Annotated in this window: 19 protein-coding genes and 2 tRNA genes; 16 read left to right on the top strand and 5 right to left on the bottom strand. The window is 58.0% G+C overall.

What is annotated here, in order from left to right; genetic code table 11:
* Positions 1-71: 71 nt before the first annotated feature.
* The 6 genes from J2741_RS00860 to J2741_RS00835 all read left to right on the top strand — a co-directional run bounded on the left by J2741_RS00860 (position 72) and on the right by J2741_RS00835 (position 6,285).
* Positions 72-281, top strand: a complete 210-nt coding sequence (locus J2741_RS00860; RefSeq protein WP_209673172.1) for a hypothetical protein — start codon at positions 72-74, stop codon at positions 279-281.
* Positions 278-607, top strand: coding sequence for a P-II family nitrogen regulator (locus J2741_RS00855; protein ID WP_209673171.1), 330 nt, complete (start codon positions 278-280; stop codon positions 605-607). The genes J2741_RS00860 and J2741_RS00855 overlap by 4 nt, the downstream gene beginning before the upstream one ends.
* A gap of 667 nt (positions 608-1,274) precedes the next feature.
* The gene (locus J2741_RS00850; RefSeq protein WP_209673170.1) at positions 1,275-2,471 is read left to right on the top strand and encodes an ammonium transporter; all 1,197 of its coding nucleotides are present in this window, start codon (positions 1,275-1,277) and stop codon (positions 2,469-2,471) included.
* A 12-nt stretch (positions 2,472-2,483) separates the two neighbouring features.
* On the top strand, positions 2,484-2,813 hold the full coding sequence (locus J2741_RS00845) for a P-II family nitrogen regulator (RefSeq protein ID WP_209673169.1): 330 nt from the start codon (positions 2,484-2,486) through the stop codon (positions 2,811-2,813).
* 371 nt (positions 2,814-3,184) lie between these two features.
* Positions 3,185-5,563 (top strand): PEGA domain-containing protein, encoded by a 2,379-nt coding sequence (locus J2741_RS00840; RefSeq protein ID WP_209673168.1) that lies wholly within the window; start codon positions 3,185-3,187, stop codon positions 5,561-5,563.
* Between the two features lie 203 nt (positions 5,564-5,766).
* A complete protein-coding gene (locus tag J2741_RS00835; protein WP_209673167.1) occupies positions 5,767-6,285 on the top strand; it encodes a hypothetical protein in 519 nt (172 codons plus the stop codon).
* On the opposite strand, the gene J2741_RS00830 is transcribed toward J2741_RS00835, so the two are convergent.
* A complete protein-coding gene (locus J2741_RS00830; RefSeq protein ID WP_209673166.1) occupies positions 6,257-6,826 on the bottom strand; it encodes an endonuclease dU in 570 nt (189 codons plus the stop codon). The genes J2741_RS00835 and J2741_RS00830 overlap by 29 nt on opposite strands.
* 38 nt (positions 6,827-6,864) lie before the next feature.
* Here J2741_RS00830 and aglJ point away from each other — a divergent pair, with 38 nt between their 5' ends.
* The 5 genes from aglJ (at position 6,865) to J2741_RS00805 (ending at position 10,144) form a co-directional block, all read left to right on the top strand.
* On the top strand, positions 6,865-7,830 hold the full coding sequence (gene aglJ / locus J2741_RS00825) for an S-layer glycoprotein N-glycosyltransferase AglJ (protein ID WP_209673165.1): 966 nt from the start codon (positions 6,865-6,867) through the stop codon (positions 7,828-7,830).
* Between the two features lie 35 nt (positions 7,831-7,865).
* A tRNA-Gly gene (locus J2741_RS00820) sits at positions 7,866-7,936 on the top strand.
* 8 nt (positions 7,937-7,944) lie between these two features.
* The gene (locus J2741_RS00815) at positions 7,945-8,625 is read left to right on the top strand and encodes a DUF5612 domain-containing protein (protein WP_209673164.1); all 681 of its coding nucleotides are present in this window, start codon (positions 7,945-7,947) and stop codon (positions 8,623-8,625) included.
* Positions 8,625-9,206 (top strand): L-threonylcarbamoyladenylate synthase, encoded by a 582-nt coding sequence (locus tag J2741_RS00810; RefSeq protein WP_209673163.1) that lies wholly within the window; start codon positions 8,625-8,627, stop codon positions 9,204-9,206. The genes J2741_RS00815 and J2741_RS00810 overlap by 1 nt, the downstream gene beginning before the upstream one ends.
* Positions 9,203-10,144, top strand: coding sequence for a DNA polymerase subunit beta (locus J2741_RS00805; protein WP_209673162.1), 942 nt, complete (start codon positions 9,203-9,205; stop codon positions 10,142-10,144). The genes J2741_RS00810 and J2741_RS00805 overlap by 4 nt, the downstream gene beginning before the upstream one ends.
* Before the next feature lie 112 nt (positions 10,145-10,256).
* Here the strand turns inward: J2741_RS00805 and J2741_RS00800 are convergent, their stop codons facing one another.
* The 3 genes from J2741_RS00800 to J2741_RS00790 form a co-directional block, all read right to left on the bottom strand.
* On the bottom strand, positions 10,257-11,762 hold the full coding sequence (locus tag J2741_RS00800) for a transporter substrate-binding domain-containing protein (RefSeq protein ID WP_209673161.1): 1,506 nt from the start codon (positions 11,760-11,762) through the stop codon (positions 10,257-10,259).
* 110 nt (positions 11,763-11,872) lie between these two features.
* Entirely contained in the window at positions 11,873-12,562 is a 690-nt protein-coding gene (locus J2741_RS00795) for a CRISPR-associated protein Cas4 (protein ID WP_209673160.1), read from the bottom strand.
* A 34-nt stretch (positions 12,563-12,596) separates the two neighbouring features.
* Complete coding sequence (locus tag J2741_RS00790; protein ID WP_209673159.1) at positions 12,597-14,588, bottom strand: Ig-like domain-containing protein; 1,992 nt, start codon at positions 14,586-14,588, stop codon at positions 12,597-12,599.
* Positions 14,589-14,936: 348 nt separating this feature from the next.
* Between J2741_RS00790 and J2741_RS00785 the strand changes: the two genes are divergently transcribed.
* The 5 genes from J2741_RS00785 to J2741_RS00765 all read left to right on the top strand — a co-directional run bounded on the left by J2741_RS00785 (position 14,937) and on the right by J2741_RS00765 (position 18,136).
* A complete protein-coding gene (locus tag J2741_RS00785) occupies positions 14,937-15,242 on the top strand; it encodes a HEAT repeat domain-containing protein (protein ID WP_209673158.1) in 306 nt (101 codons plus the stop codon).
* Positions 15,243-15,608: 366 nt separating this feature from the next.
* Positions 15,609-15,908 (top strand): DUF3467 domain-containing protein, encoded by a 300-nt coding sequence (locus J2741_RS00780; protein WP_209673157.1) that lies wholly within the window; start codon positions 15,609-15,611, stop codon positions 15,906-15,908.
* Between the two features lie 59 nt (positions 15,909-15,967).
* Positions 15,968-16,039: transfer RNA gene (locus tag J2741_RS00775), tRNA-Thr, on the top strand.
* 457 nt (positions 16,040-16,496) lie between these two features.
* Entirely contained in the window at positions 16,497-16,895 is a 399-nt protein-coding gene (locus tag J2741_RS00770) for an iron chaperone (protein ID WP_209673156.1), read from the top strand.
* A 197-nt stretch (positions 16,896-17,092) separates the two neighbouring features.
* Complete coding sequence (locus J2741_RS00765) at positions 17,093-18,136, top strand: hypothetical protein (RefSeq protein WP_209673155.1); 1,044 nt, start codon at positions 17,093-17,095, stop codon at positions 18,134-18,136.
* 114 nt (positions 18,137-18,250) lie between these two features.
* On the opposite strand, the gene J2741_RS00760 is transcribed toward J2741_RS00765, so the two are convergent.
* Positions 18,251-21,892 (bottom strand): PAS domain S-box protein, encoded by a 3,642-nt coding sequence (locus J2741_RS00760; RefSeq protein ID WP_209673154.1) that lies wholly within the window; start codon positions 21,890-21,892, stop codon positions 18,251-18,253.
* Positions 21,893-21,984: the final 92 nt, after the last annotated feature.

Below are 21,984 nucleotides of genomic sequence, written 5' to 3'. Positions count from 1 at the left end.
CGTAGAAAAAACAAAAATATTATATATACAAACCAACTACTTCCTTCCACTAAGCACAGAGGTACCTTACCGTGTCTCCGATCGACGGACAGCCGTATTCAGAAGGTTCCGGGCACGAAGAGCAGCCAGTTCAGCTGATAAGCGCCACGCTGAAGAAAGCGGGGCTCAAATGGCTGCCCATATTCAGGAAAGACCAGGAAACGGCCGACGTCATGTTTCAGGGAGTACCGGGAGAAGGAGATTCGTCCGTGTGTTCCGGGAAGGACGGAGCGATGGAATGAAACTGATAAAGGCGATAATCCGTGAAGAACGCCTTCCGTTTGTCCAGAAGGCACTGGAGGAGAAGGGGATCCACGGGATGTCCGTATGGGAAGTAAAGGGGCGTGGCGAACAGAAAGGGCTCCATCTCCAGTTCCGGGGCGGGGTGTTCGCGATCGACCTTCTCCCTAAGGTGTGCATGGAGGTCTTCGTACCTGCTGAAAAAGAGAATGACGCGGTAGAGGCGGTGATCAATTCGGCCAGGACCGGCAAGATCGGTGATGGCAGAATATTCGTGCTCCCGGTTGAAGGGTCGACCAGGATTCGCACGGGCGAAGTGGAGGTCTGATATGTAGCGGCATTTCAGGCCTCCCAAAATAAATTCTCTCCGATGCAACAATGGTTGCAAACTTTGCTCTATGGGGCCCGGGAATCATGCGGGATTTCCGGGCTCCTTCTGATATGGCCGCCCGGAATTTCCCGGCGGATATTAGTGTTTTTATGACGGTGCTTTTTAAATTTTGGTGTTTTTGTAGATCCAGTGTACATGAGATCACGACCCGGTGCTCAAAAAGTACGGAACGTGTGCTGACGACGCCCCTTTTTTCGTAGTTTTTTCAAATAAATTTATATATGAGTCCTTTGAAAAATAGATAATTTAATAATACATAGAAAACAACTTCCTTCTATCAAATGGAACTGAAAAAAGATGTGTGTGGTAATTTCGAACCAATCTGCTCCCGGTACGGATTTCACCCGTAACGGGAACCCCCGGGAAAATCTGTAAATCTACAGGCTCATCCCGGATGAACTGCCGGAAATAACGAACCGGCATTGAACCGATCCTGATCAACCGGTGACTGCGAGAGAATCCTCCGGCACCACCCGGGACCCGTGATGACGGAAACTTTCATCATGAGATGTTCCCGGTTGTAACTATGCGTCCGATCCATCGGGCGTCACGACGAGCTCAACTTTAAGAACCCTGTAACATTGGACGAACGAGGCAACTGAATATGGCATTGGATACCGGAACAACGGCCTGGCTCCTGACAGCAACCGCAATGGTGATGCTGATGACCCCCGGGGTGGGCTTCTTCTACGGGGGTCTCGTACGGCGCAAGAACTTCATCTCCATGGTGGCGCTTTCATTCATCGCCTTCGCACTGGTGAGCATCCAGTGGGTAATCCTCGGGTACTCGCTCTCATTCGGGCAGGATCTGGGAGGCTTCATCGGGAACCTTGATTTCCTGGGCCTGAACAACGTCGGGCTGGAGGCCGGGGACGCAGGGTATCCCCCAATCCTGTTCATGGCGTTCCAGCTGATGTTCGCCGCCATCGCCATGGCGATCGTGACATCAGGGTTTGCGGAACGGGTGAAACTTTCGGCCTTCGTCCTGTTCGCCCTGCTCTGGACCACGCTGGTCTACGATCCCCTCGCACACTGGGCATGGGGCGGCGGCTGGGCCGGTGCGTTCGGATCCCTGGACTTTGCAGGAGGAACGGTCGTGCATATCAGTTCCGGGTTTGCAGCCCTTGCGGTGGCGCTCATCATAGGAAAACGGGCGGGCTTCGGCCAGTATACCATGGAACCGCATAACATCCCCATGACCCTGCTCGGAGCGGCCCTCCTCTGGTTCGGCTGGTTCGGGTTTAACGCCGGAAGTGCCCTCGCGGCCAACAGCATCGCCGCAAACGCGTTTGTGGTGACCAATATTTCGGCTGCTGCAGGGGCGCTCGCATGGCTTGCCGCGAGCTGGGTGAGGGGAAGGCCGAGCTCCCTCGGTATGGTCAGCGGGGCGATTGCGGGCCTGGTGGCGATCACTCCTGCCGCAGGATACGTGAACACCATGGGATCAATCGCGATCGGAGCGATTGCCGGATTGATCTGCTACGGCGCCATGCTCTACCGGATCAACAAAGGCCTCGATGAGAGCCTGGATGCCTGGGCCGTTCACGGCATGGGAGGTCTATGGGGAGCGATTGCCACCGGTATCTTTGCCGTCGCGGCAATCGGCGGATACTCGGGGTTGATAGAAGGGAACGTCCAGCAGTTCCTCGCCAATGCGACCGGGGCGTTCGCGGCACTGATCTATGCGTTCGTGGTAACCTTCATCATCGCGTGGGTGCTGAACAAGACCATCGGGATGCGGGTATCCGAGGAGGAAGAGTACGTGGGACTCGATATCTCCCAGCATGGGGAGAGAGTGTAAGGAGGTGTGCCGATGAAGATGATCAAGGCGGTAATCAGACCCGAGCGGTTTGAATTTGTAAAAAAGGCGCTCGAAGACCGTAACATCTACGGAATGACCGTGTACGAGGTCATGGGCCGTGGCGACCAGCGGGGCATCAACCTCCAGTACCGGGGGAGAGCCATGAGGGTGGACCTCCTGCCCAAGGTGGTCATGGAGATCATCGTGCCGGAGAAGGACTCCGAGATGGTGATCCAGGTCGTAAAGGAGACTGCGATGACCGGGAAGATCGGTGACGGGAAGATCTTCGTTCTCCCGGTCGAACGTTCGATACGGATCAGGACCGGCGACGAGAACAAGTGATCAGTCAGCGACAAGCCCGCCTTCGCGCCGGGACCGGGGCGAAGGCTGCCACTTGTCCGGCCGGGCCTCTCCACCTCTCACATACCCTTCTTTTTATCTTTCATTCAATCTGCAGGTTCTCCTGATTCCCGGTCGATGGTCATTATATCGTATGGGAGAATATCTCCTGCAAAAAATACTGAATAGTTTCAAAAATCCGATTAAAACACGCAGTTTTACCGAAAATATAATTGTACAGGATCGGGAGGGGGCACGGGAGTTATGCTCCGCCGGGAGGCCGACCGGGCGACGAACCTGCAAAAGAGTAAATATTCCCCACCCCCTATGAAATCTTAATATATTATTTCATTCGTCCACCGTGGAGCACTACAATGACCCTGTCCGATTCCGCCGGCATTATTCTTGGAACTCTGGCAATCCTCCTGATTTTTTCCCCGGTGGTGGCCCAGGACCAGGAATACGTGATCGATTTCATTGCAAACATCACCCTCGGGGAAGCTCCGCTTGTGGTCGAATTTACCGATATCTCGACCGTTCCCGGGGAGGTCCGGTTCCGGAGCTGGAACTTTGGGGACGGGACTGTAAGCCCAACCATGGACGCACAGGTAGTTCACGAGTATATCGACCCCGGCATTTACTCGGTACGGATGGACCGGAGCGATGAATTCGGGTCGCATTCCCTGATCAAATACGACTATATCCAGGTCACCTCCGGGCCGATCCCCACCCCCACCCCGACGACTAGCGTAACCACCGCGACCCCGACAACGACCGTTTCTCCCACGACGACAACTCCTACCCCAACCCCGACTCTCGGTCCCGAGGTACCCCCGTCGGAGTTCTACGGTCCGGTCATCCTGAACGGGGCCTCCGCCCCCCCGGGAACCGTCGTGTCGGGGTACATTAACGGAGAACTCCGGGGGAGTATCACGGTAACGACGACGGGGACATACGGCGGGAGCGGACCCTTCGATCCCCGGCTCGTCATCCATGCGTATGAGCAGGATTTCTCAGGGGGAGCGCCGGTCATTCAGTTTACCGTGGGCGGACTCCCTGCCGGCCAGACCGCGGTCTTCCAGTCGGGATCGGTACGTGAACTGGGACTGACCGCGGGGTCTTCCACCCCGACCCCCACCGTGACAACAGTTACCCCGACGACCACGGTAACGACAGCAACCCCGACCCCGACAACCGGTACCCCTACCCCGACAGTGACGACCGTAACCCCAACCCCGACAACGATAACCCCGACGCCCACCACTACGACAATAACTCCCACCCCGACAACGGGTACACCGACACCGACGGTAACCCCGACTCAAACGGGCACCTTGTCCGGGACACTCCAGGTATTCTCATCCCCGTCCGATGCACAGGTCTTCATCGATAATGTTCCGGTGGGGGTGACACCGCTGTTCCTGCCGGGGGTCCAGGCGGGAACCCACAGCGTGGCAATAGAGAAGACCGGGTATCATCGCTTCGAGACACAGGCGTCCATCCAGGCGGGCTCTACCACGACGGTGATTGCAACCCTGGTCCCGATAACGCCGACCCCGACGATATCCCCCACCCTGTCCCCGCCTCCCACATTTACCCTAACCCCTACCCCGACTACGGGAACTCCAACGCCGACAGTCACGACGTTAACCCCGACTCCGACAACGGGTACACCGACACCGACGGTAACGACCGTAACCCCAACCCCGACAACGGGCACTCCTACCCCGACAGTAACAACGGTGACTCCGACCCCGACAACGGGCACCCCCACGCCAACGGTAACGACAATGACCCCGACTCCGACAACGACCGGTACCGGGGGCGGAACCCTCCAGGTGTTCTCATCGCCGACGGATGCCTCGGTCATACTGGACAATGTGGTCGTGGGGACCACCCCGCTGTTCCTGCCGGGGGTCCAGGCGGGAACCCACAGCGTGGCAATAGAGAAGACCGGGTATCAACGCTTCGAGACCCAGGTATCCATCCAGGCGGGCTCTACCACGACGGTAATCGCCACTCTGGTCCCGATAACGCCGACCCCGACGATATCCCCCACGCTCTCCCCTCCACCCACCTTTACCGTGACCCCGACCCCGACCACGGCCACACCCACGCCGACGTCGACTACCCTGAGCCCTACGCCCACGCTCACTACGATCACCACCACTCCGACCACGAGCCCCACCGCGACCGGGACACCGACCACACTGCCCACGACCCCTACGCCCCCGCCTCCCTCGGGGGGGAACCTGACGCTCTACACCGGCTGGAACTTCATCTCTATCCCGGTCAACCTGGAACCAGGGTATAACACCCCCGGGGTGGTGTTCTTCGGCGTCGATACCATGGCACACAGCCTGTTCTCCTATAATGCGACCTCGGAAGAATGGGTGACCCTGGCGAGGGATGACAACCTGAGTGCGATGGACAATATCTGGATTTATTCACGGGACCCGATGCGTGTCGGCCTGGTCCTCTCGGATAACCAGACGTACGCAGGCAGGCCGCTGGTGGCCGGGTGGAACGGGTTCGGCATCCCCGGTATGACGAGCGCAACCGCGGCGAACGGCATGGCGCCGGTGAACTCGTCCTGGGTGATGATGATAGGGTTCGATGCCGTCGGCCAGGTATACGAACCGTCCATCATCCAGGGAGGGAGCGGGGTGCACAGCGATAGTCAGATCATCGTCCCCGGAAAAGGCTACTGGGTCTTTATGAGGGAGAACCGGACGTTCATCCCTCCGTCCTGACCGTCCTGTTACATCCTTTGAGATCCGGGCCCCGGAACAGGGGCACGTGCAACGAACCGGTTCACGCAGGATCACGGAGTGAACCCGGTTCGCCATGGTCAGGGAGGCGATCCGGGATTAAATACTCATAATGGCACAGGTCCGGTACTGCTCCCGGGATCATTCCGGCAAATTTATTGAACCCGGAATGAACCTCGAATAGTTTGACGCGTCCTGATCCCGAATCCGGCGACTCCCAGACCACCGGGGTGCTCATCATGATAGCGCTCACCATCATGCTCGGGGCGATCCTCCTTGCGGTGCTCCTCGGCTTCGTGAACTGGTTCGGTCCCGGTGACCCGTTCGTCCCGTCGTTCATGGAGATCAGGGCAGTTTACCATTCGAACGAGTACGGCGTCCTGAACTACGACTCCCGGGTGCTCCTCATCCACAATGGAACGGCGTCTTTTACAAACGACGATCTTCGGGCCGAGTTCTTCCGGAACGGCGAGCGGGTGAACTGCGCAATAGAGACCTTCAACGGGTACAATTTCATCTCCACACACCATTTCGGCGTCCAGTATATGGGAGGAATGGGATGTTCGGGGCTCTCATGGAACCCGCGCGAGAAAATCCTGGTAGATTTTACCGACGGGACGTTCCGGCCCGGCGATACTATCAGGATGGACGTCTACTACCGGCCCGGAAACCGGATCATCTCCAGTTTTGCGTATAATGCATGACTCCCCGGGCACAGAGCCGGGCGACCCGGAGCGGCTCGGGGATCTTCCCGTCGAGGGTGAAGATGTCGCAGAGCCTTCCCGCTTCACGGAAATCGATGCCGAATGCCCGGAGAAAGAGGGTATGCCCGGTGTGCAGGGAGAACGCCTCCCGTGACCCGAGGTCCCGGTAACGCTCCAGTCGGTCTGAATCCCCGGGAAAATGTTTCGCAAGGTCCTCTTCCAGCCCGGTGGAATCCTCGTAGGTCACCACCACGACCGGGAGGCCGGTCTTTTCCGCAACCGTCGCAGGATCGATGATATTATACCACGCGATGACGCAGCCGGAAAGCATGATCGCGTTGATATCCCTGCGATCCATCTCCGCGTAGAGAGAAAGGACCGCATCCGTTGCGTCCACGCCGCCGACAGTCACCGCGGCACACCTGAACCCGTCGATCCTCCGGTCCCGCCGCATCACCACCCCGGCGAGCACTGAAGTCTTCCTGGACGCGAAGCTTTCTGCGATTCCGAGTACGCGCACCCCTTTTTTCTGGAGATGCATGCAAGGACTTATGTGAAGAGCATTTAAATAATATCCCGATGAGCGTGCAAAAAGACCAGGTCACCGTGCTTATCCCGACCCTTAACGAGGGGCTCACCGTCGGTTCCCTGATCCGGGAGCTCGGAGAACAGGGCTACCGTGACATCCTGGTCATCGACGGGGGGAGCAGTGACAACACCCGGTCGGTCGCGGAGCACGAAGGAGCACGTGTCGTGGTCCAGTCAGGAAAAGGGAAGGGTAATGCCCTCATCCAGGCATTCGACCTGATTGAGAAGCCCTATATCCTCATGGTCGACGGGGACGGGACGTATCTTCCGGAGGATGCGGACAGGATGCTCGAGCCCCTCTTCTCAGGCTGCGATCACGTCATCGGGGACCGGCTGACCGATCAGAACCGGGAGGCGTTCTCGAGGCTGAACTTTTTCGGGAACCAGGTTCTTAACCGACTTTTCAAACTCGCGCACGCCCGCTACCTGAACGACATCCTCTCCGGATACCGTGCATTTTCCGGGGAAGCGGTCCGGCAGATGCAGCTCCACGAGGGCGGGTTCGGAATCGAGACCGAGATCTCCGCGGAGGCGGTCCGGATGAACCAGAAGATCGCCATCGTCCCGGTCCGGTACAGGAAGAGGCCGGGCACGCCGACAAAACTGAATCCATTTCACGACGGGCTCAAGATCACCTCCACCATATACCGGCTCGCGAAGATGAACAATCCCCTGTTTTATTTCGGCATAATCGGGATTGTCATCATGATCGCCGGGTTTGTGACCGGCGCCTACGTCCTCTACGAATGGTTCCAGCATATCGACCACCTGCCCCTCACCATCCTCACGGTGCTCCTGATCGTCGTGGGGTTCCAGGTCTTCATGTTCGGAGTGATCAGCGATATGCTGCTCGCGTATCACCGGGAGGTCATCAGGGAGATACAGCTTACGGCTGGCGGACACAGCAGGAACCACGGATCGGAGAACTGTTCATCAAACCACGAAAACAAGTTTTAAGACAGAATGGCCGCAATAAGATTATGCATCAGCGGGCGATAATAGTCTAGTGGTAGGACAGGGGCTTCCCAAGCCTCTAGCCCGGGTTCGAATCCCGGTTATCGCATTTCGTTCATGAACGAGGTTTCCAGCGGCGTGTACGCCGTCAGGATCATTGCCGAGAACAGAAAAGGCGTTCTGAAGGACATTTTTACGGTTGTCGCACATTGCCGGGCAAATGTGCTCATGGTCCACCAGGAGATCTTCGACTCGGGTCCCTGGAAGGGGATGGCCGAACTCTACGTGGAGTATGAGGACGGCGTGGACCAGGACCAGATGATCTGCGAACTGAGCGGGATCTCCTCGGTCCGGGACATCACCCGCACGGAATCTTTTTCCCATATCTATGGGACGAGGGTGATCATCATCGGGGGCGGCGCACAGGTGGCGCAGGTCGCCATGGGAGCGGTGAACGAGGCCGACAGGCACAATATCCGGGGAGAACGTATCTCGGTGGACACCATCCCCCTCGTCGGGGAAAAGACGGTTGCCGAGGCGGTCGATGCGGTAGCGAGACTCCCCAGGGCATCGATCCTGGTGCTCGCAGGGTCCCTGATGGGAGGAGAGATCTCACGGGCGGTGGACCGCGTTCGGGATGCCGGAATCCCCGTGATCGCATTGAAGATGGCGGGCAGCGTCCCCCGGCATGCGGACATGGTGGTCACCGACCCGCTCCAGGCAGGCGTGTTCGCGGTCATGCACGTCTCGACCAAGGCCGTCTTTGATATCACCAGGGTCAGGGGCCAGGAATTTTAATGGATATCATCGACAGGGCCGTCCAGGTGCTCCGGCAGGACGGGCTCGTGGTCTATCCCACCGAGACCATTTACGGCCTCGGAGGGGACGCACTCTCCGAAGAGGCAATTTTAAAGGTCTACGAGGCGAAACAGCGTCTCCTCTCGAAGCCCATATCCATCGCGGTCTCGAGCGAAGAGATGATCTGCTGGGTTGCAAGGGTGGACGACCTCGCCGGCGAGTTCATTGACCGGTTCCTTCCCGGGCCTGTCACGGTAATTCTCCCGGCTAAGAAGGTCATCCCCGAGATGCTCACCGTGGGCCTCGGAAAGGTCGGGATCCGGTTCCCGGACCACCCCCTCGCCCTGCAGCTGATCGACCGGTTCGATGCTCCGATCACGGCCACCTCGGCAAATATTTCCGGTGGCCGGGACCCGGTCACCCCGGAGGAATGCCGGGCACCCCACGACCTCCTTATCGACGGGGGGAGACTTCCGGGAACCCCGAGCACCGTGGTCGACCTTACCTCCATGGAGATCGTCAGGCCCGGGGCGATGCTGGAGGAGGTCGCCGGATTCCTGGCCGGAGCTGCAAGGAAATGAACGCCAAAAAACCGATACGCCTGCGGGACTTTGTAGAGGACCGGGACGGCTGGCTCTATGCGGTCTCCGCGTACGATAATGCGGACCGGGTGGGGTGCGTGCTCCGGTACGTCCCCGACCCTCGTGGTGAACGAAGCAACCGGGAGGGCCAACGCTACCGGAAACTCGAGTTCGAGGAGGCGTATGCCCTGATCGCATCGGAGAAACCTTCGTATTCAGACCGGATACAGCGGGTCCCCTACGAAGATATCAGGAGGGTGTTCAAGCCGGAGGAAGAGCTTCCCGGTTGTGCACGGAGAGACCGACGGATCGGGGCGCTCCTGGAGATCTTCGGGCTCCCCCCGGGGTGTATGGGGATCACCGGCTCGTTTCTCTGCGGCCTCGAGATCGGGACATCGGACATCGACCTCGTGGTCTATGGCCCCACCTGGTTCTCGGCCCAGGAAACCCTCCGTACGGCGATATCAAAGAGGGTCGTCATGGACCTCGACGACGAGATGTGGCACCGGGTGTACAGGAAGAGAAACCCCGAGACCTCGTTCGATGAGTTCATGCTTCACGAAGTGCGGAAATGGAACCGCGGGGTGATCGGGGACACGTACTTCGACCTGCTTTACACCCGTTCCTACGGCGAGCTGGACCGGATGATCCCCGGACCGGGGGAGAAGGACGGGACGATGACCCTCCGGGCCATAGTCACGGACGCATCGCTTGCTTTTGATAATCCTGCGGTCTACCTGGTGCGACACCCGGAGATCTCGAAGGTCCTGTCTTTCACCCATACCTACAGCGGGCAGGCCCTCGCAGGCGAGACCATCGAGGCCCGGGGCGTATGCGAGCGGCACGGCGGCGAGAAGTGGCTCATCGTAGGGACAACCCGGGAAGCCCGCGGTGAATATATCCGTTCACTGACCCTGCTGGAACAGCAGAAACATTAAACCCCGGCGTTCCGGTCCCTGCTTCAATCGGGCCAGGGATCTTTCGGTCTCAAAAAAATCCAGGGCGCCAGGCGGATTTCGAATCACCACTGGATTTAAAAAAAGGATTGGATCAGGTCGTAACCGGATCAGGTTCCGCCACCACGAACTTCCAGCCGGTGAAGGAGGAAGTACCGTACGTGGCATTCCATGACGTTCCTTCCAGGTCGTACGCGACGGTGCCATTCCCGCCATGGAGTATGTCCTGGATTGCCCGCCCGAAGGAGGTCCGGTTCCCGAGAAGCGCCGGGTCCTGGAGGATCCTGGCCTCCACCGAGTGTATCACGTAATGACCGTCCGGGGTCAGGGCATAGAATTCCAGCGAAGGCGGGAGCGGGAGGGCCCGGGCGATCTTCTCCGTCAGCAGGTCAAGGTAGACCGAAGACCCCATGATCCCCGTAACGGCTCCGCCTTCAGTGACCGGGACCGCAATGACGGCCGAGAGCCTGCCGGTAGACCTGCTCGTCACCGGATAGCCGAGGACCTCGGTCCCCGAGAGCAGGGTGGGGAAGTAGGGGCGGTCCGCGAGGCTCTCGCTTACCAGGCCGTTCGAGGTGAAGTAGGTCCCGTTGGGGTACGAGTACCATACCAGGATGTCAGGGTTGTCCGCCTGGACTGACTTGAGGACCGGCACGATTTTTGCGGGATCCCCCGAACGGACGTCCCCGGTGGAGGCCAGTGCCCGGAGGAGGGAATGGACCCCTTCGAGGGTCGTATCGGTGAGGGATGTGACCGCAGCGAGGATTACGTCCTGATCGGCGGATCCGACCACCTCCGGCGGTGAAATCCCGGAAGCGGGTGTCTGCCACCGGTCCATGATCTGGTGGAACGTGCCGTCCTTGTACATCGAGTCCAGTGCCTGCTGCCAGCCATCAGTGACATTCGCCGGCGTATCCCTGGAAAAGGCGATGAAGAGCTCGGTCTGTTGAAGAGTATATACGGGGACGACTGCATCGGGGGCGAGTCCGGCCTTCGCGAGGTCGTATGCCAGTCCCTCTTTCGACCCGAGCCAGAGGGGTTCTTCGCCGGCGGCGACCCGCAGGAGGCACTCGGTGTCATTGGTGCAGAACGAGAGGTCCGTCACCCGGTTCTCTTTCAGCACTTCCACTCTCTGGTCCCCCTGGACTACCCCTACCGGACCGGAAGACCTGATATCGTCGATATTCCGGACCTGGATGCCGGACCCGTTCCTGGCGAAGAATGTCATGGTGTAGGTCCCGATTGGCCCCACCCAGGTGAAGTTGTCTCTTCTCTCCGGGGTCACTGCGAGCGAGTAGATGGCGGTGGAGGGTCCGGTCCTGGCAGCCTCGAGACCCTCGCTGAGGGGAAGGATCTCGATGGGATACGATACCCCGGTCCTTCGCATGATCTCCTGCACCACCGCGGTGGACTGGCCTGTCACGGCTCCGTCGGGGCCTGCATAATTATACGGAGGAAATTCCTCTGTGATCACCCGGATCGGGATGGTTTCTCCCGACGCGAGGGCCGGAGCGGTCTGCCGGTCCACGCAGCCCGCAAAGATGCACATGAGAATAATTACGATTATCGCGATTGCTCCGTACCGAAGTGTCTTTTTCATGCTCGTCACCCTGAATTCCCGGGGTAGTGCCTACCCCTCTTTCCTGAACCAGTTTTCTCCCTGAAGACCGTTAGGTTTTACGATTTCGGGCAGAAGAAGATGCGGGCCGGTCACCCCAGGAGGTCGGAGAGTCTTTTTCCCCGGGGAGCACACCGCTCCCGGTGACCGCAGCGATCGCAGGGAGCATTTCTGGACCTGGACGGCGTCTCACCCGCGGCGACGCGGCGGGCACTCCCGAGAGCGGCGAGGAAACGCCTCCTGTCGATGGGTTGCAGCATGCAGGTCCTCACGATCCCGTCGGGGATATACTCCACGATGCCGGAGGTTACTTCCCTTCCCTCCATCTCCTCCAGGCACATGGCATAGCCGGCCACCCTCAACCGGTCGGTGGCATAGATCCCTGCACGGGGTGCGTGGGAAGACCTGGTAACAGCAAAAAACGGCGGGGAGGAGAACATCTTGTCAATATTACCGAACACGTTCAGCCGTTCCGAACGTACGGGAACATCCGACTCCGACCACTCTCTCCCGCGGGGCAGGGCCGCACAGGCGGCGATGCAATGGTCCAAGTACTCCCGGAACTCGGGTGCTATCCCGGGATAGATTGACTGGATCTCCTCCCATACCGTATCCCCCACGGGGTCGTGCTCCAGGTGGGACGAGACCTGCCTGCAGACGGCATGACGCCAGAGTGCTCGTTCATCGGGGGAATAGCCGTAATATAACTTGAGAGGGCAGATCGAAGCGGTAATTACCGAGGACAAGGACAAGCCCTGCTCAGTTCGTTCCTTCTTTTTCATGCGTACCGGCCGAAAAAAGGATTATCCGGTCTCTTCATTCCTCGAACGTCGGGTTGACGATAACCCCTATCGAGTTGCTTACCGATTCGGTGTAAGGGACGGATCCTTCGAATTCGGTCCTGTAATAGAACGTCCCCGCCTCATCTGCAGTCCCCGTGAACTGGTAACTTCCGTCCTGCAGCGAGGTAGCAAAGCCGATCTCGGTCCAATTCGTGGTATCGGCGGATCGTTCGATATCGATCTCGGCTCCTCCGATACCATTCCCGGTCAATGCCTCGGTCAGCCTTCCGGTTACCTGGTAGTCACCGTTCTCCTCCTGTACCACCGGGGATATGTCCATGGTGAGGGCAGACTGCTTCTTCACCACGACCTGCAGGGGCTGGCTCTGCGATGCGAGGTACGAAGAGTCGCCATCGAAGGTCGCCTGGAAGAAGTAGTTCCCTCCGTCTGCGAGCGAAATGAGGAAGGTATAATTCCCGTTGGCATAGGTCGTGAATATCCATCCGGAATTATAGTTCACCCCGTCCTTGGACTGGCGGAGGTGTATGGTTCTCCCTCCGATCCCGGTGCCGCTCTCCTCTTCCGCGAGCCTTACCTGAAGGGCGATCATCTGCCCGATCCCGGGGTTCGATGTATCCGTGGTTACGGTAAGCGCTGTGGCTTTCGGGGGAGGCGGACCGTTGACCTCAACCGTCACGACAGGGCTTTCGCTCGGGGAATACGCCACGCTCCCGGAGAAGACCGCCTTGTAATAGTAGGTTCCGGCCGTGGATGGCGTATGTCTGACCTGGTATTCACCCAGACGGGCCGCGGACAGGCCTGCGGCCTTCCATTCCGACCCGTCGGTCGAGTAGTAGACTTTCACCGCGAGGCCGGAGAGTCCCTTCCCGCCCGAAGTCTCGGTGAGGTTCCCGGAGATTTTCACCTGCTGGCCGAGGTCGATGGAGTCAGGAGTTGCCTCTGCGGTGAGCATGGTCGACTTCGCCGTCTTCCCGGTCACCGTCACCATCACGGTTCCGCTCCCTGAGGGGAGGTAGGTACCGTCGCTTCCCTGGTATTCTGCCCGGAAGTAGTACGTCCCGGGGTTGACCATGGACTGGTATACGGTATAATTCCCGTCTGCGAAGGTGGTGAAAAGACCGGCCGGCTTCCAGTTCACCCCGTTATTGGAGACCTGTAGGAAGATTAACTGGTCTTTTATCGGCATGCCGCTCGCGGTCGCGGTAAGTTTTCCGGTGATCTTCACGGGCGTCCCGGTAACGACGCTCGTCGGATCTGCAGTGATCGTGAGCGTTGTGGCGAGGGCCTCCGGGGTACCGTTCACGGTCGCGTCTGCGATCCCGCTCCCGGACCCGGAATACATGGAGTTGCCCTCGAACCTGGCCCTGAACCAGAACTCACCGGGAGCATACTGGGCCTGGCTGAAGGTGTAGTTTCCATCGGGATCCGAAGTCAGCAGCGTGAGAATGGAATAGCTTACCCCGTCGGTTGAATAGTCCAGGAATATCGGCTGCCCGCCGAGGCCCTCCATCGATGTGGCGTTCGCCAGGGTTCCGGTGAACGTGAGCGTCTCCCCGAGGTCAACCGAACCGGGAGTGACTTCGAGCGAGATGGTCGATTCCCCGGGTCCCGCCGGCGAGGTCACCACAACGAGTGCCGGAGGACTCGCCGAGGCCCCGTACATGATGTTCCCGGCATAACTCGCCCGGAAATAATAGTATCCAGGATCGGTAAGTGTCTTGACCGCGGAGTAATTCCCGAGCCGCGTGGTCGCAATGGAGAGGGTCTTCCAGGTGAGCGCATCGTTCGATACCTCGATCAGCACCGGCTGCGCGGTGAGCCCGGATCCGGAAGAATCCTTGAGTATTCCCGAGAGCTCCACGAACCCGCCGGCGGTGATCTCGTCCGGCATGGCCTGGAATGTCAGTACGGTCGGCCGTGATGCCATTGCCGGGGCCGTACTGAAGAGAAGGACCAGAGTCAGGACTCCCGCAAGTAGAAGGAGTCGCCTGTTGATTTCGCACATATTTGCCACCTTGTAATATCCCGGAATCGTCCCATTGCATCCGCTGCTGCGCCGGCATATATCTCTGCCACTACCGGAGCACCGCGTGCCGCAAACCCGAAAATCCCAGGATATGCCAAACAGATACAACGTATAAAGGACGTATAAACCTTTGCCTGAAAAGCCAGGGGAGTCCTCCCGAAGGGAAAAGTTCGGGAACGCCCCGGGATCTTAAAAAAATCCGCGGGAAATATGGTTTTCATCTCCCTCGAGGATTCATTGCCGGGGAGATCTGCAATGGGAGAAGTTTTATCTCCCTCAGCCTGCACAATGCTAACATGTAACAGACTTGTTTGGGGATGATGAAGAATGCAAGACCAGGGGGAGGTTATGCGCCTGATCCGCATGCTCAGGTGCCGGGATATCAATCTCCGGTGGAAGGCCGCCCGACAACTTACCGAATGCGGGGAGACCGCGCTCGAGCCGCTGCTCCGGAAGATCTACGATGACGATACCGGAGTCAGGCTGCTCGCCATATGGGTCCTCGGAAAGATCGGGAGCTCGCAGGCACTGGGACCGTTGCGCACCTCTGCGTTCGACGAGGACGAGTGCATCCAGGCCGCGAGCCAGGGAGCGATCGACCGCATATCCCGCCGTTTTTCGACAACGAACTGAATGAGCCGGACGAGCCCCGGACCGGGATATGTCGTACGGTATGTCATGTTCCTTTTTTTATATCGAAGGTCCGGATTACCGTGTAAAAATATCAGGGATGACTTCCGGGATTGTCTGAATTCTGCCGTTAACGATGACCTGAGTGGATGAAACTCAGGTCCCACTCGCGGATTATCCATTGGCTCGCGCATCCGGCACGATCTCTCTTGTGATCTCTTTCGCTCATTTCATCGTCATCGCATCGCCAATATCGGACACACACCGGTTCCGGTCGCGAGCAGCCGCTCCTGCAATTAAACCGAAAAATTGCCCCGATTCCTGTTTTCCCGAATGTATTTATCCGAAAGGAAGGGAATAGTACTATTCATGGCACAACAACCGCACGAGATCGCGGTGAACGTCCCCCAGACGCTCGACCCGGTCTATTCCAATATGATACAGATCGCCTACAAGGACGACGAGTTCACGTTCATATTCCTCCACCAGATCCCGGGGATCAACCAGGCCAAGGCAAAGGCGATCGTGAGCATCACCCCCCGCCACGCGAAGAACCTCCTTGCGGTGCTCACCAAGACCATGGCAGATTACGAAGGGAAGTTCGGAAAGATCGAGCAGACCGGTGCGCAGCCGGCCGAGAACGTGACCACCATCAGGGGATATTCTTGACCGCGTCACCCCTCTTTTGTCAATATTAATTACCAGAGAACACCATACTATGAGAGAGCGCCGCCATGGCTTAGCGGTATAGCGGCTGATTCGTAATCAGCAGGTCGGGGGTTCAAGTCCCCCTGGCGGCTTATCATCGTACCTCAATCTCCTGGGCAAATTTGAATGATATCAGTTGGATTGAATCCAGGCACACCACGCACGGAGTCGTTACCCTTCAATAGGCTCCAGTTTTTTTAATAGATTCCCAGGATATCATCATTTTCTCCAAACCTGTTGTGAGAACCGGATCTGGCGTTTGCGTGCAACTGCCCCGATACCCATAAATTCGAGGTCTTGCTCCGGGAACCGTGCAACAACATGGTATCTTCAACCAGAAGAATCCGGGGTTCAATATTCGCATAAAATACCTCGCCGGTGTTCGATGTGTCAGAAATGTATATTTAGTCGACTGGCCACTCCACAGTAAAACATTTGACCTGCTCACCTCTGATCATACCTTGGTCTCGCCCCAGTTTGGTCGATAAGATCAAAGTAATTGTGGAAACAGGTAAATTTATTAATCTTCCAGGTATTGCAAGGCAATTTATGAAAAAAACAGCAAAAGAAACTCCAAGCCCCGATCAAAAGAAGCCCGTCCCTAAAGCAGACAAGGAGAACGGGGAAGGCGCCGTGCTCGAGAAGATTGCCACGATGCAGGATCCGGATCGGGTCATTGGCGAGCGGATCCACGCCATTATCAAGGCCAGCGCGCCCGTCCTCTCGCCAAAGCTCTGGTACGGGATGCCTGCGTATACCAGGAACGGTAAGATCGTCTGCTTCTTCCAGAGCGCGGAAAAGTTCAGTACCCGGTATGCGACCCTCGGCTTTCTGCACGAGGCAAACCTTGACGAAGGCGCAATGTGGCCGGTCGCCTTTGCGATAAAAGAGGTGACTAACGCCGAAGAGGCGAGGATCGCGGCACTCGTGAAGAAAGCGGTGCGCTGAAGACTTTGGAAACCCAGACTTTTTCACAGATATATGTCTCCCGGAACGATCTCCCGTAAAAGAGCATGCAGAGAAGTGCAGCGGAAACACATCCCCCGGGATGGTGCTGAAAGGATGACTGTGCCATTTGTCACCGGATGATTCCTGTGCCTCCCGATAACCCTCCCGACCCGGAATCGCGGTGCTACGTGCCGAGCATGACCACGGATTACAGCCAGGTATCTGATACCGCGAAGCGGGTCGAACATCTTGTTGAACCGCGGATTTTGGAGTACCTCGAATCGATACACCCCGTTCTGGCCGGCATGCCGGCCGAAACTCCCTTTACGATCGCGGATTACGGGGCGGCCGACGGAGCGAATTCAAGCCGGCTGTTCGGGAATAGTATCGGGTACATCAGGAAGGTACACCCACAACGAAGAATCAGACTGGTCTATGTAGATATTGCAGATCCGGCCCCGTTCAATCGGTTCTGGGCACAGTCTCATCTTGCGGAAATGGAGAATATCGAGGCGCAGTATATCCGGAGATCTTTTTACGAACCGCTTGGATCGGCCGGCAGCGTACATATCGGCTTTTCTTCCACGTCACTGCACTGGCTGGACACCAAAACCATTTCCGCAGGGTTCTTCCGGCACCCTGCCTGCATCCAGGCGAACCAGTTGTCCGGGTACGATCGAAGAAAATTCGTTGAAAAATGGAAGTCCGACTGGCGGTCATTCTTTCGCGAACGCTCACGTGAACTGGTCGGAGGAGGAATGCTGTGGCTTGCGAACCTGACCAGTTTCGGCGGCGATCAGTGGCCGGCGTCGCCAGGATACAATAACCTCCGGGATATATGCCGCACCCTTTATGATGAGGGCTGTATTTCACGGGAAGAGCTCGATAATATTTTCATTCCCGATTATTTTGCCACTCCGGAAGAGATGAGAAACCTGGTCGAAGAAGATGCCATCAGGCAGCACTTTTCGCTGAAGTACATGGACACGATGACCGTCCCCTGCGCATATTTTTCACGAGCGTGCGGATCCTTGCATGACGCAGGCCAAAGACACCGGCTGGCGCATTCCCTTGCCCGGGTGGTACGGGCGTGGAGCGAGTCCTCCCTGCGTGTGGGGCTGTCGCCCGGGCATGCCGGTCTTGTCGATGAAATTTATAAGCGTCTGGAGGACCGGTTTTATGAAGTGCCGCAGGGGCTGCCCTACCAGTACTGCCTGATGGGACTCGTAAAAGAGGTGTAACGATTCAGGAGGGCCTGATGAGCCCCGGTACGGAGCACAAATCCTCGACCGGACTTCTTCTCCCCTTCTGATCCCGTCGTGAGCGGGTCTCGCTCCCCGAATAGTTAACGGAAGCTAATCCCTGCCTGAACCTGTAGTGAAGCGGTACCCGCCTCTCGGCACCCGGATCACGAACCGGGCTCCATCCCCGGGGATTCCTTTCTCATTGATCCCGATCCCTGTCACTCCAAGGACCTCCTGGGCCAGGAACAGCCCGAGACCGGTATTTTTCCCGTAACCGCGGTCGAATATCCTTTCTTTCTCATCCTCCGGGACACCGACCCCGTCGTCCTCCCAGGTGACCAGAAGCTCGTCCTCACAGACCTCGCAGGTGACCCGGACCCCGGAGACCTTCTTCCCCCCGTGACGGAGCGTGTTGTCGAGAAGGTTCTCGAAGACCTTCGGGAGTGCAGGGTCGGCAAGGATCTCCACCCCGGCGACATCGATCTGCGGATTCATCGCGTCAGGGATATCCATGTCACGGAGGATTGCAGGGAGCGGGTGCCAGATCGGTTCGTTCGACCCGAGGTCCTCGTATTCCCGGGTGAACTCGATCTGCCGCTGGATCTTCCTGATGGACTGGTGGACCTTTTTGCAGCACTCTCCCTGTCTGGCGCCGTCCGACCCTTCCATGATCTGGAGGTAACCCTCGGCGACCATGATGCTGTTGAGGATATCGTGGCGGGTGATGCCGGTGAGGATCTTCAATTGACGGTATGCCTGCCTGAGCGCCTCCTCCGCCTGCTTGCGCCCGGTGATATCGGTGATGAACCCTTCGAGGAAGAGCAGCGTCCCGTCCCCGGAAAATACCCCGCGTCCCCGCTCCCACACCCAGCGGATATTCCCGTCACGGGTTATTATGGGGTATTCTTCCTCAAAGACAGTCCTGTGTTCGAGATCTTCCTGCCAGGTATCCCAGAGCTTGTCCCGGTACTCCGGATGAATGATGTCGTTGAATGCCAGGGTGGCGTTTCCGATGAAGTCCACCGGTGAATACCCGGTGACCGCCTCGCACCCGTCGCTGATGAACTCCATCGTCCAGTCCCGGTCATTCCTGCACCGGTAGGCAAAGCCGGGGAGGTTGCTGATCAGCGTAGAGAGGAACCGCTCCCGTTCACGAAGTTCATTCTCCGCCTGTCTGCGCCGTGTCGTGTCCTGGACCGTTCCGTGGATGCCGGTAATTCTTCCCGAACTGTCGCGGATCGGACCGCCGATGGTATGCGTCAGGCAGATTGTCCCATCGGGGCGGACAATCTCCAGTTCTATGTCGATCGGTTCTCCCTGGTCCAGTGTCCGCAAAGATACGGCCTTGAGATCCTTCCAGCTCGCGGGGGTAAAGCACGGTTCCAGTCCCTGGAACGAGGGAATGGGACAGGCCGGGTCTCTTCCCAGGATACGATAGAGTTCGGGCGACCACGTAATGATGTCCTTTTCAGCATTCCACGAAAATACCCCGATGTGGGCGAGCCGGTGCGTGGCGTTCACCTGATCCCGAGCCTCGGTGAGGGCTATCTCGGCGGTTTTCCGGTCGGTGATGTCCTCGAAGATCGTGACAAACTGGTGGATATGCGGGGAATATACAGATATCCGGAAATATTTGTCCATCCCCGGGACATAGGTTTCGAATGATTCCGGCACCCCGGATTCCACCACCCGGGCGTAAATATCGAGAAAGGGAGGCTCTGCCATTCCATATACAGCCCTGCTGGTTTTACCGCGGACACTTTCACGTCCGATGCCTAAAATTCTCTCGAACGAGGGATTTACCGCGAGGATTCGATAGTCGGACGGGGCCCCGTCCTTGTCATACACGATTTCGTGGAGCGCAACCCCCTCGAACATCGCCTCGAAGAGCTGCCGGAACCTTCTCTCGCTCCGCTCGAGCCTCGCATGACTCTTTTGCATCTCGTCGAAGCTCTGGGCCAGTTCCTCTTCCGATGCGGCGAGTTCCTCGTATGCAGCCCCCAGTTCGTACGTCTCCCGCTGCAGCTCGTCCTCCGCCTGTTTCCGGTCGGTGATGTCCCGGATGGATTCTATAGCCCCGGCGATCGAGCCATTCGTATCATACAGGGGAGTCGAGGTGAACCAGAAATGACCCCCCTTTCCTTCATGGAACTGGGGGAGGGTGACTTCGGAGATCAGCTTCTCCCCGTCCTGGATGATGAAAGGATACTGTGCCGCCACGTCCGGGTCGTCTTTTAAGACAAGGTCGACGAGTATCGGCCGGCGTTCCCGGTAGAAGGGAAGTGCATATTCGTAATTCCCTTTGCCGAGGATATCTTCCGCCTTGATCCCGGTCATCTCCTCGATGGCCCTGTTCCAGGCTATCACCCTGCCCCCGGGGTCGATCACGAACGTTGCGTCCGGGAGGAAATCGATGATGTTCTCCAGCCGTTCCCTGCTCTCGCGCAGTTCCTCCTCGGCCTTCTTCCGGTCGGTGATGTCCGAGAGCATGGCGAACGAACCGAGGAACCGCCCATCCCGGTCCGTAACCGCGGTTGCCGATACCAGTGTCCAGATCACCCTGCCATCCTTCCGGATGAGGCGCCGTTCGTAATGGTCACCGTTGCCCCTGTGCCTTCGCTCTATCAGGGCTTCGTGGCCGGGGAGTTCTTCTTCCGGCATGAAGGCGGTGATCTTCCTCCCGAGCATCTCTTCGGGGGTATACCCGAGCATCTCCGCCATTCTGCTGTTGACAAACGTGGTGCGGAGCTGGTCGTCCATCTGCCAGACGCCTTCGAATGCGGTCTCGATTATCCGCCGGAACCTCCCCTCGCTCTCCGTGAGCAGTTTCTGGTTCTGGGCGAGCTCGTCGTAATTCTGCCGGAGTTCCTCCTCGGCCGCAGCGAGCTGTTCGTACGCTCCGTGAAGTTCCTCGTTCTTCTGGGAAAGGAGATGGAACTGGTGTTTCAATTCCTCGTTTGCAGCTGCCAGTTGTTCGTTCGAGGCCAGGAGTTCCTCTTCTGCCTGTTTCCGGGCGGTCACGTCGTCGAGCAGTATGAGAAGGGCGGGTCTTTCTTTCCACTGGATCCTCGTAGCGTGCACGACTACCCAGTAAATTTGTCCATTGGAGCCGATAACCCTGAATTCGTAGGTATCAGGGACGTCCTCTCCCGAGAGCCTGTGGACATGCCGGGACATCACCATCTCGAGGTCGTCCTGGTGGACGTAGTCCGAAACCTGCGTTCCTTCGAGGTCATTCGCCGGGATTCCGAGTATCTCCGCCAGACGCGGGTTCGCGAACAGGATTATCCCGTCCTGGGCGATGAGGATCGCCTCGTTCGCTTTCTCCACGAGATTCCGGTATTTTTCCTCGTTCTCGCGGAGCGCTGTTTCCGCCTGGCGGAGGTTCATCACCTGCCGGATCTTGTGAGAGAGTTCCGCGAACTGTGCATTCGGGTCGCCCCCTTTCTGGATATAAAAGTCGGCCCCGTTCTCGAATGCCTTGATGACAACCTCTTCACGCCCTTTCCCGGTGAAGATGAGGAAGGGGGTGGTATCTCCCGAAGCACGGAGTTTTTTGAGGAGTTCGAGCCCGTCCATGCCCGGCATCTGGTAATCAGAGACGATTACGTCGTAGTCCCCGATGTCGATCTTTTCGAGGGCACCATACGCGGACTCCACCGTATCGACGGAGAAATTTCCCAGTTTCTCTATGAAGAGCCTGGCGAGTTCGAGCAAACCGGGCTCGTCGTCGACATAGAGGACGCGTATCACACTAGTATCCTCTCTAGGAATAGAATCTCATTAATTTTGGCAAACCGGAATGAGGCATCAGCCCGGATCCGGCGACCCACGGGTCCTCTCAT

It is taken from the genome of Methanolinea mesophila, from assembly GCF_017873855.1.
Lineage (GTDB): Archaea > Halobacteriota > Methanomicrobia > Methanomicrobiales > Methanospirillaceae > Methanolinea_B > Methanolinea_B mesophila.
This window is presented reverse-complemented; position numbering and strand designations above follow the sequence as displayed.

Excerpts from the sequence above, each read along its gene's own strand:
- J2741_RS00855 (WP_209673171.1), top strand. The coding sequence starts at position 278 with ATGAAACTGATAAAGGCGATAATCCGTGAAGAACGCCTTCCGTTTGTC.
- J2741_RS00850 (WP_209673170.1), top strand. The coding sequence starts at position 1,275 with ATGGCATTGGATACCGGAACAACGGCCTGGCTCCTGACAGCAACCGCA.
- J2741_RS00845 (WP_209673169.1), top strand. The coding sequence starts at position 2,484 with ATGAAGATGATCAAGGCGGTAATCAGACCCGAGCGGTTTGAATTTGTA.
- J2741_RS00840 (WP_209673168.1), top strand. The coding sequence starts at position 3,185 with ATGACCCTGTCCGATTCCGCCGGCATTATTCTTGGAACTCTGGCAATC.
- J2741_RS00830 (WP_209673166.1), bottom strand. The coding sequence starts at position 6,826 with ATGCATCTCCAGAAAAAAGGGGTGCGCGTACTCGGAATCGCAGAAAGC.
- aglJ (WP_209673165.1), top strand. The coding sequence starts at position 6,865 with ATGAGCGTGCAAAAAGACCAGGTCACCGTGCTTATCCCGACCCTTAAC.
- J2741_RS00815 (WP_209673164.1), top strand. The coding sequence starts at position 7,945 with ATGAACGAGGTTTCCAGCGGCGTGTACGCCGTCAGGATCATTGCCGAG.
- J2741_RS00810 (WP_209673163.1), top strand. The coding sequence starts at position 8,625 with ATGGATATCATCGACAGGGCCGTCCAGGTGCTCCGGCAGGACGGGCTC.
- J2741_RS00805 (WP_209673162.1), top strand. The coding sequence starts at position 9,203 with ATGAACGCCAAAAAACCGATACGCCTGCGGGACTTTGTAGAGGACCGG.
- J2741_RS00800 (WP_209673161.1), bottom strand. The coding sequence starts at position 11,762 with ATGAAAAAGACACTTCGGTACGGAGCAATCGCGATAATCGTAATTATT.
- J2741_RS00795 (WP_209673160.1), bottom strand. The coding sequence starts at position 12,562 with ATGAAAAAGAAGGAACGAACTGAGCAGGGCTTGTCCTTGTCCTCGGTA.
- J2741_RS00790 (WP_209673159.1), bottom strand. The coding sequence starts at position 14,588 with ATGTGCGAAATCAACAGGCGACTCCTTCTACTTGCGGGAGTCCTGACT.
- J2741_RS00785 (WP_209673158.1), top strand. The coding sequence starts at position 14,937 with ATGCAAGACCAGGGGGAGGTTATGCGCCTGATCCGCATGCTCAGGTGC.
- J2741_RS00780 (WP_209673157.1), top strand. The coding sequence starts at position 15,609 with ATGGCACAACAACCGCACGAGATCGCGGTGAACGTCCCCCAGACGCTC.
- J2741_RS00770 (WP_209673156.1), top strand. The coding sequence starts at position 16,497 with ATGAAAAAAACAGCAAAAGAAACTCCAAGCCCCGATCAAAAGAAGCCC.
- J2741_RS00765 (WP_209673155.1), top strand. The coding sequence starts at position 17,093 with ATGACCACGGATTACAGCCAGGTATCTGATACCGCGAAGCGGGTCGAA.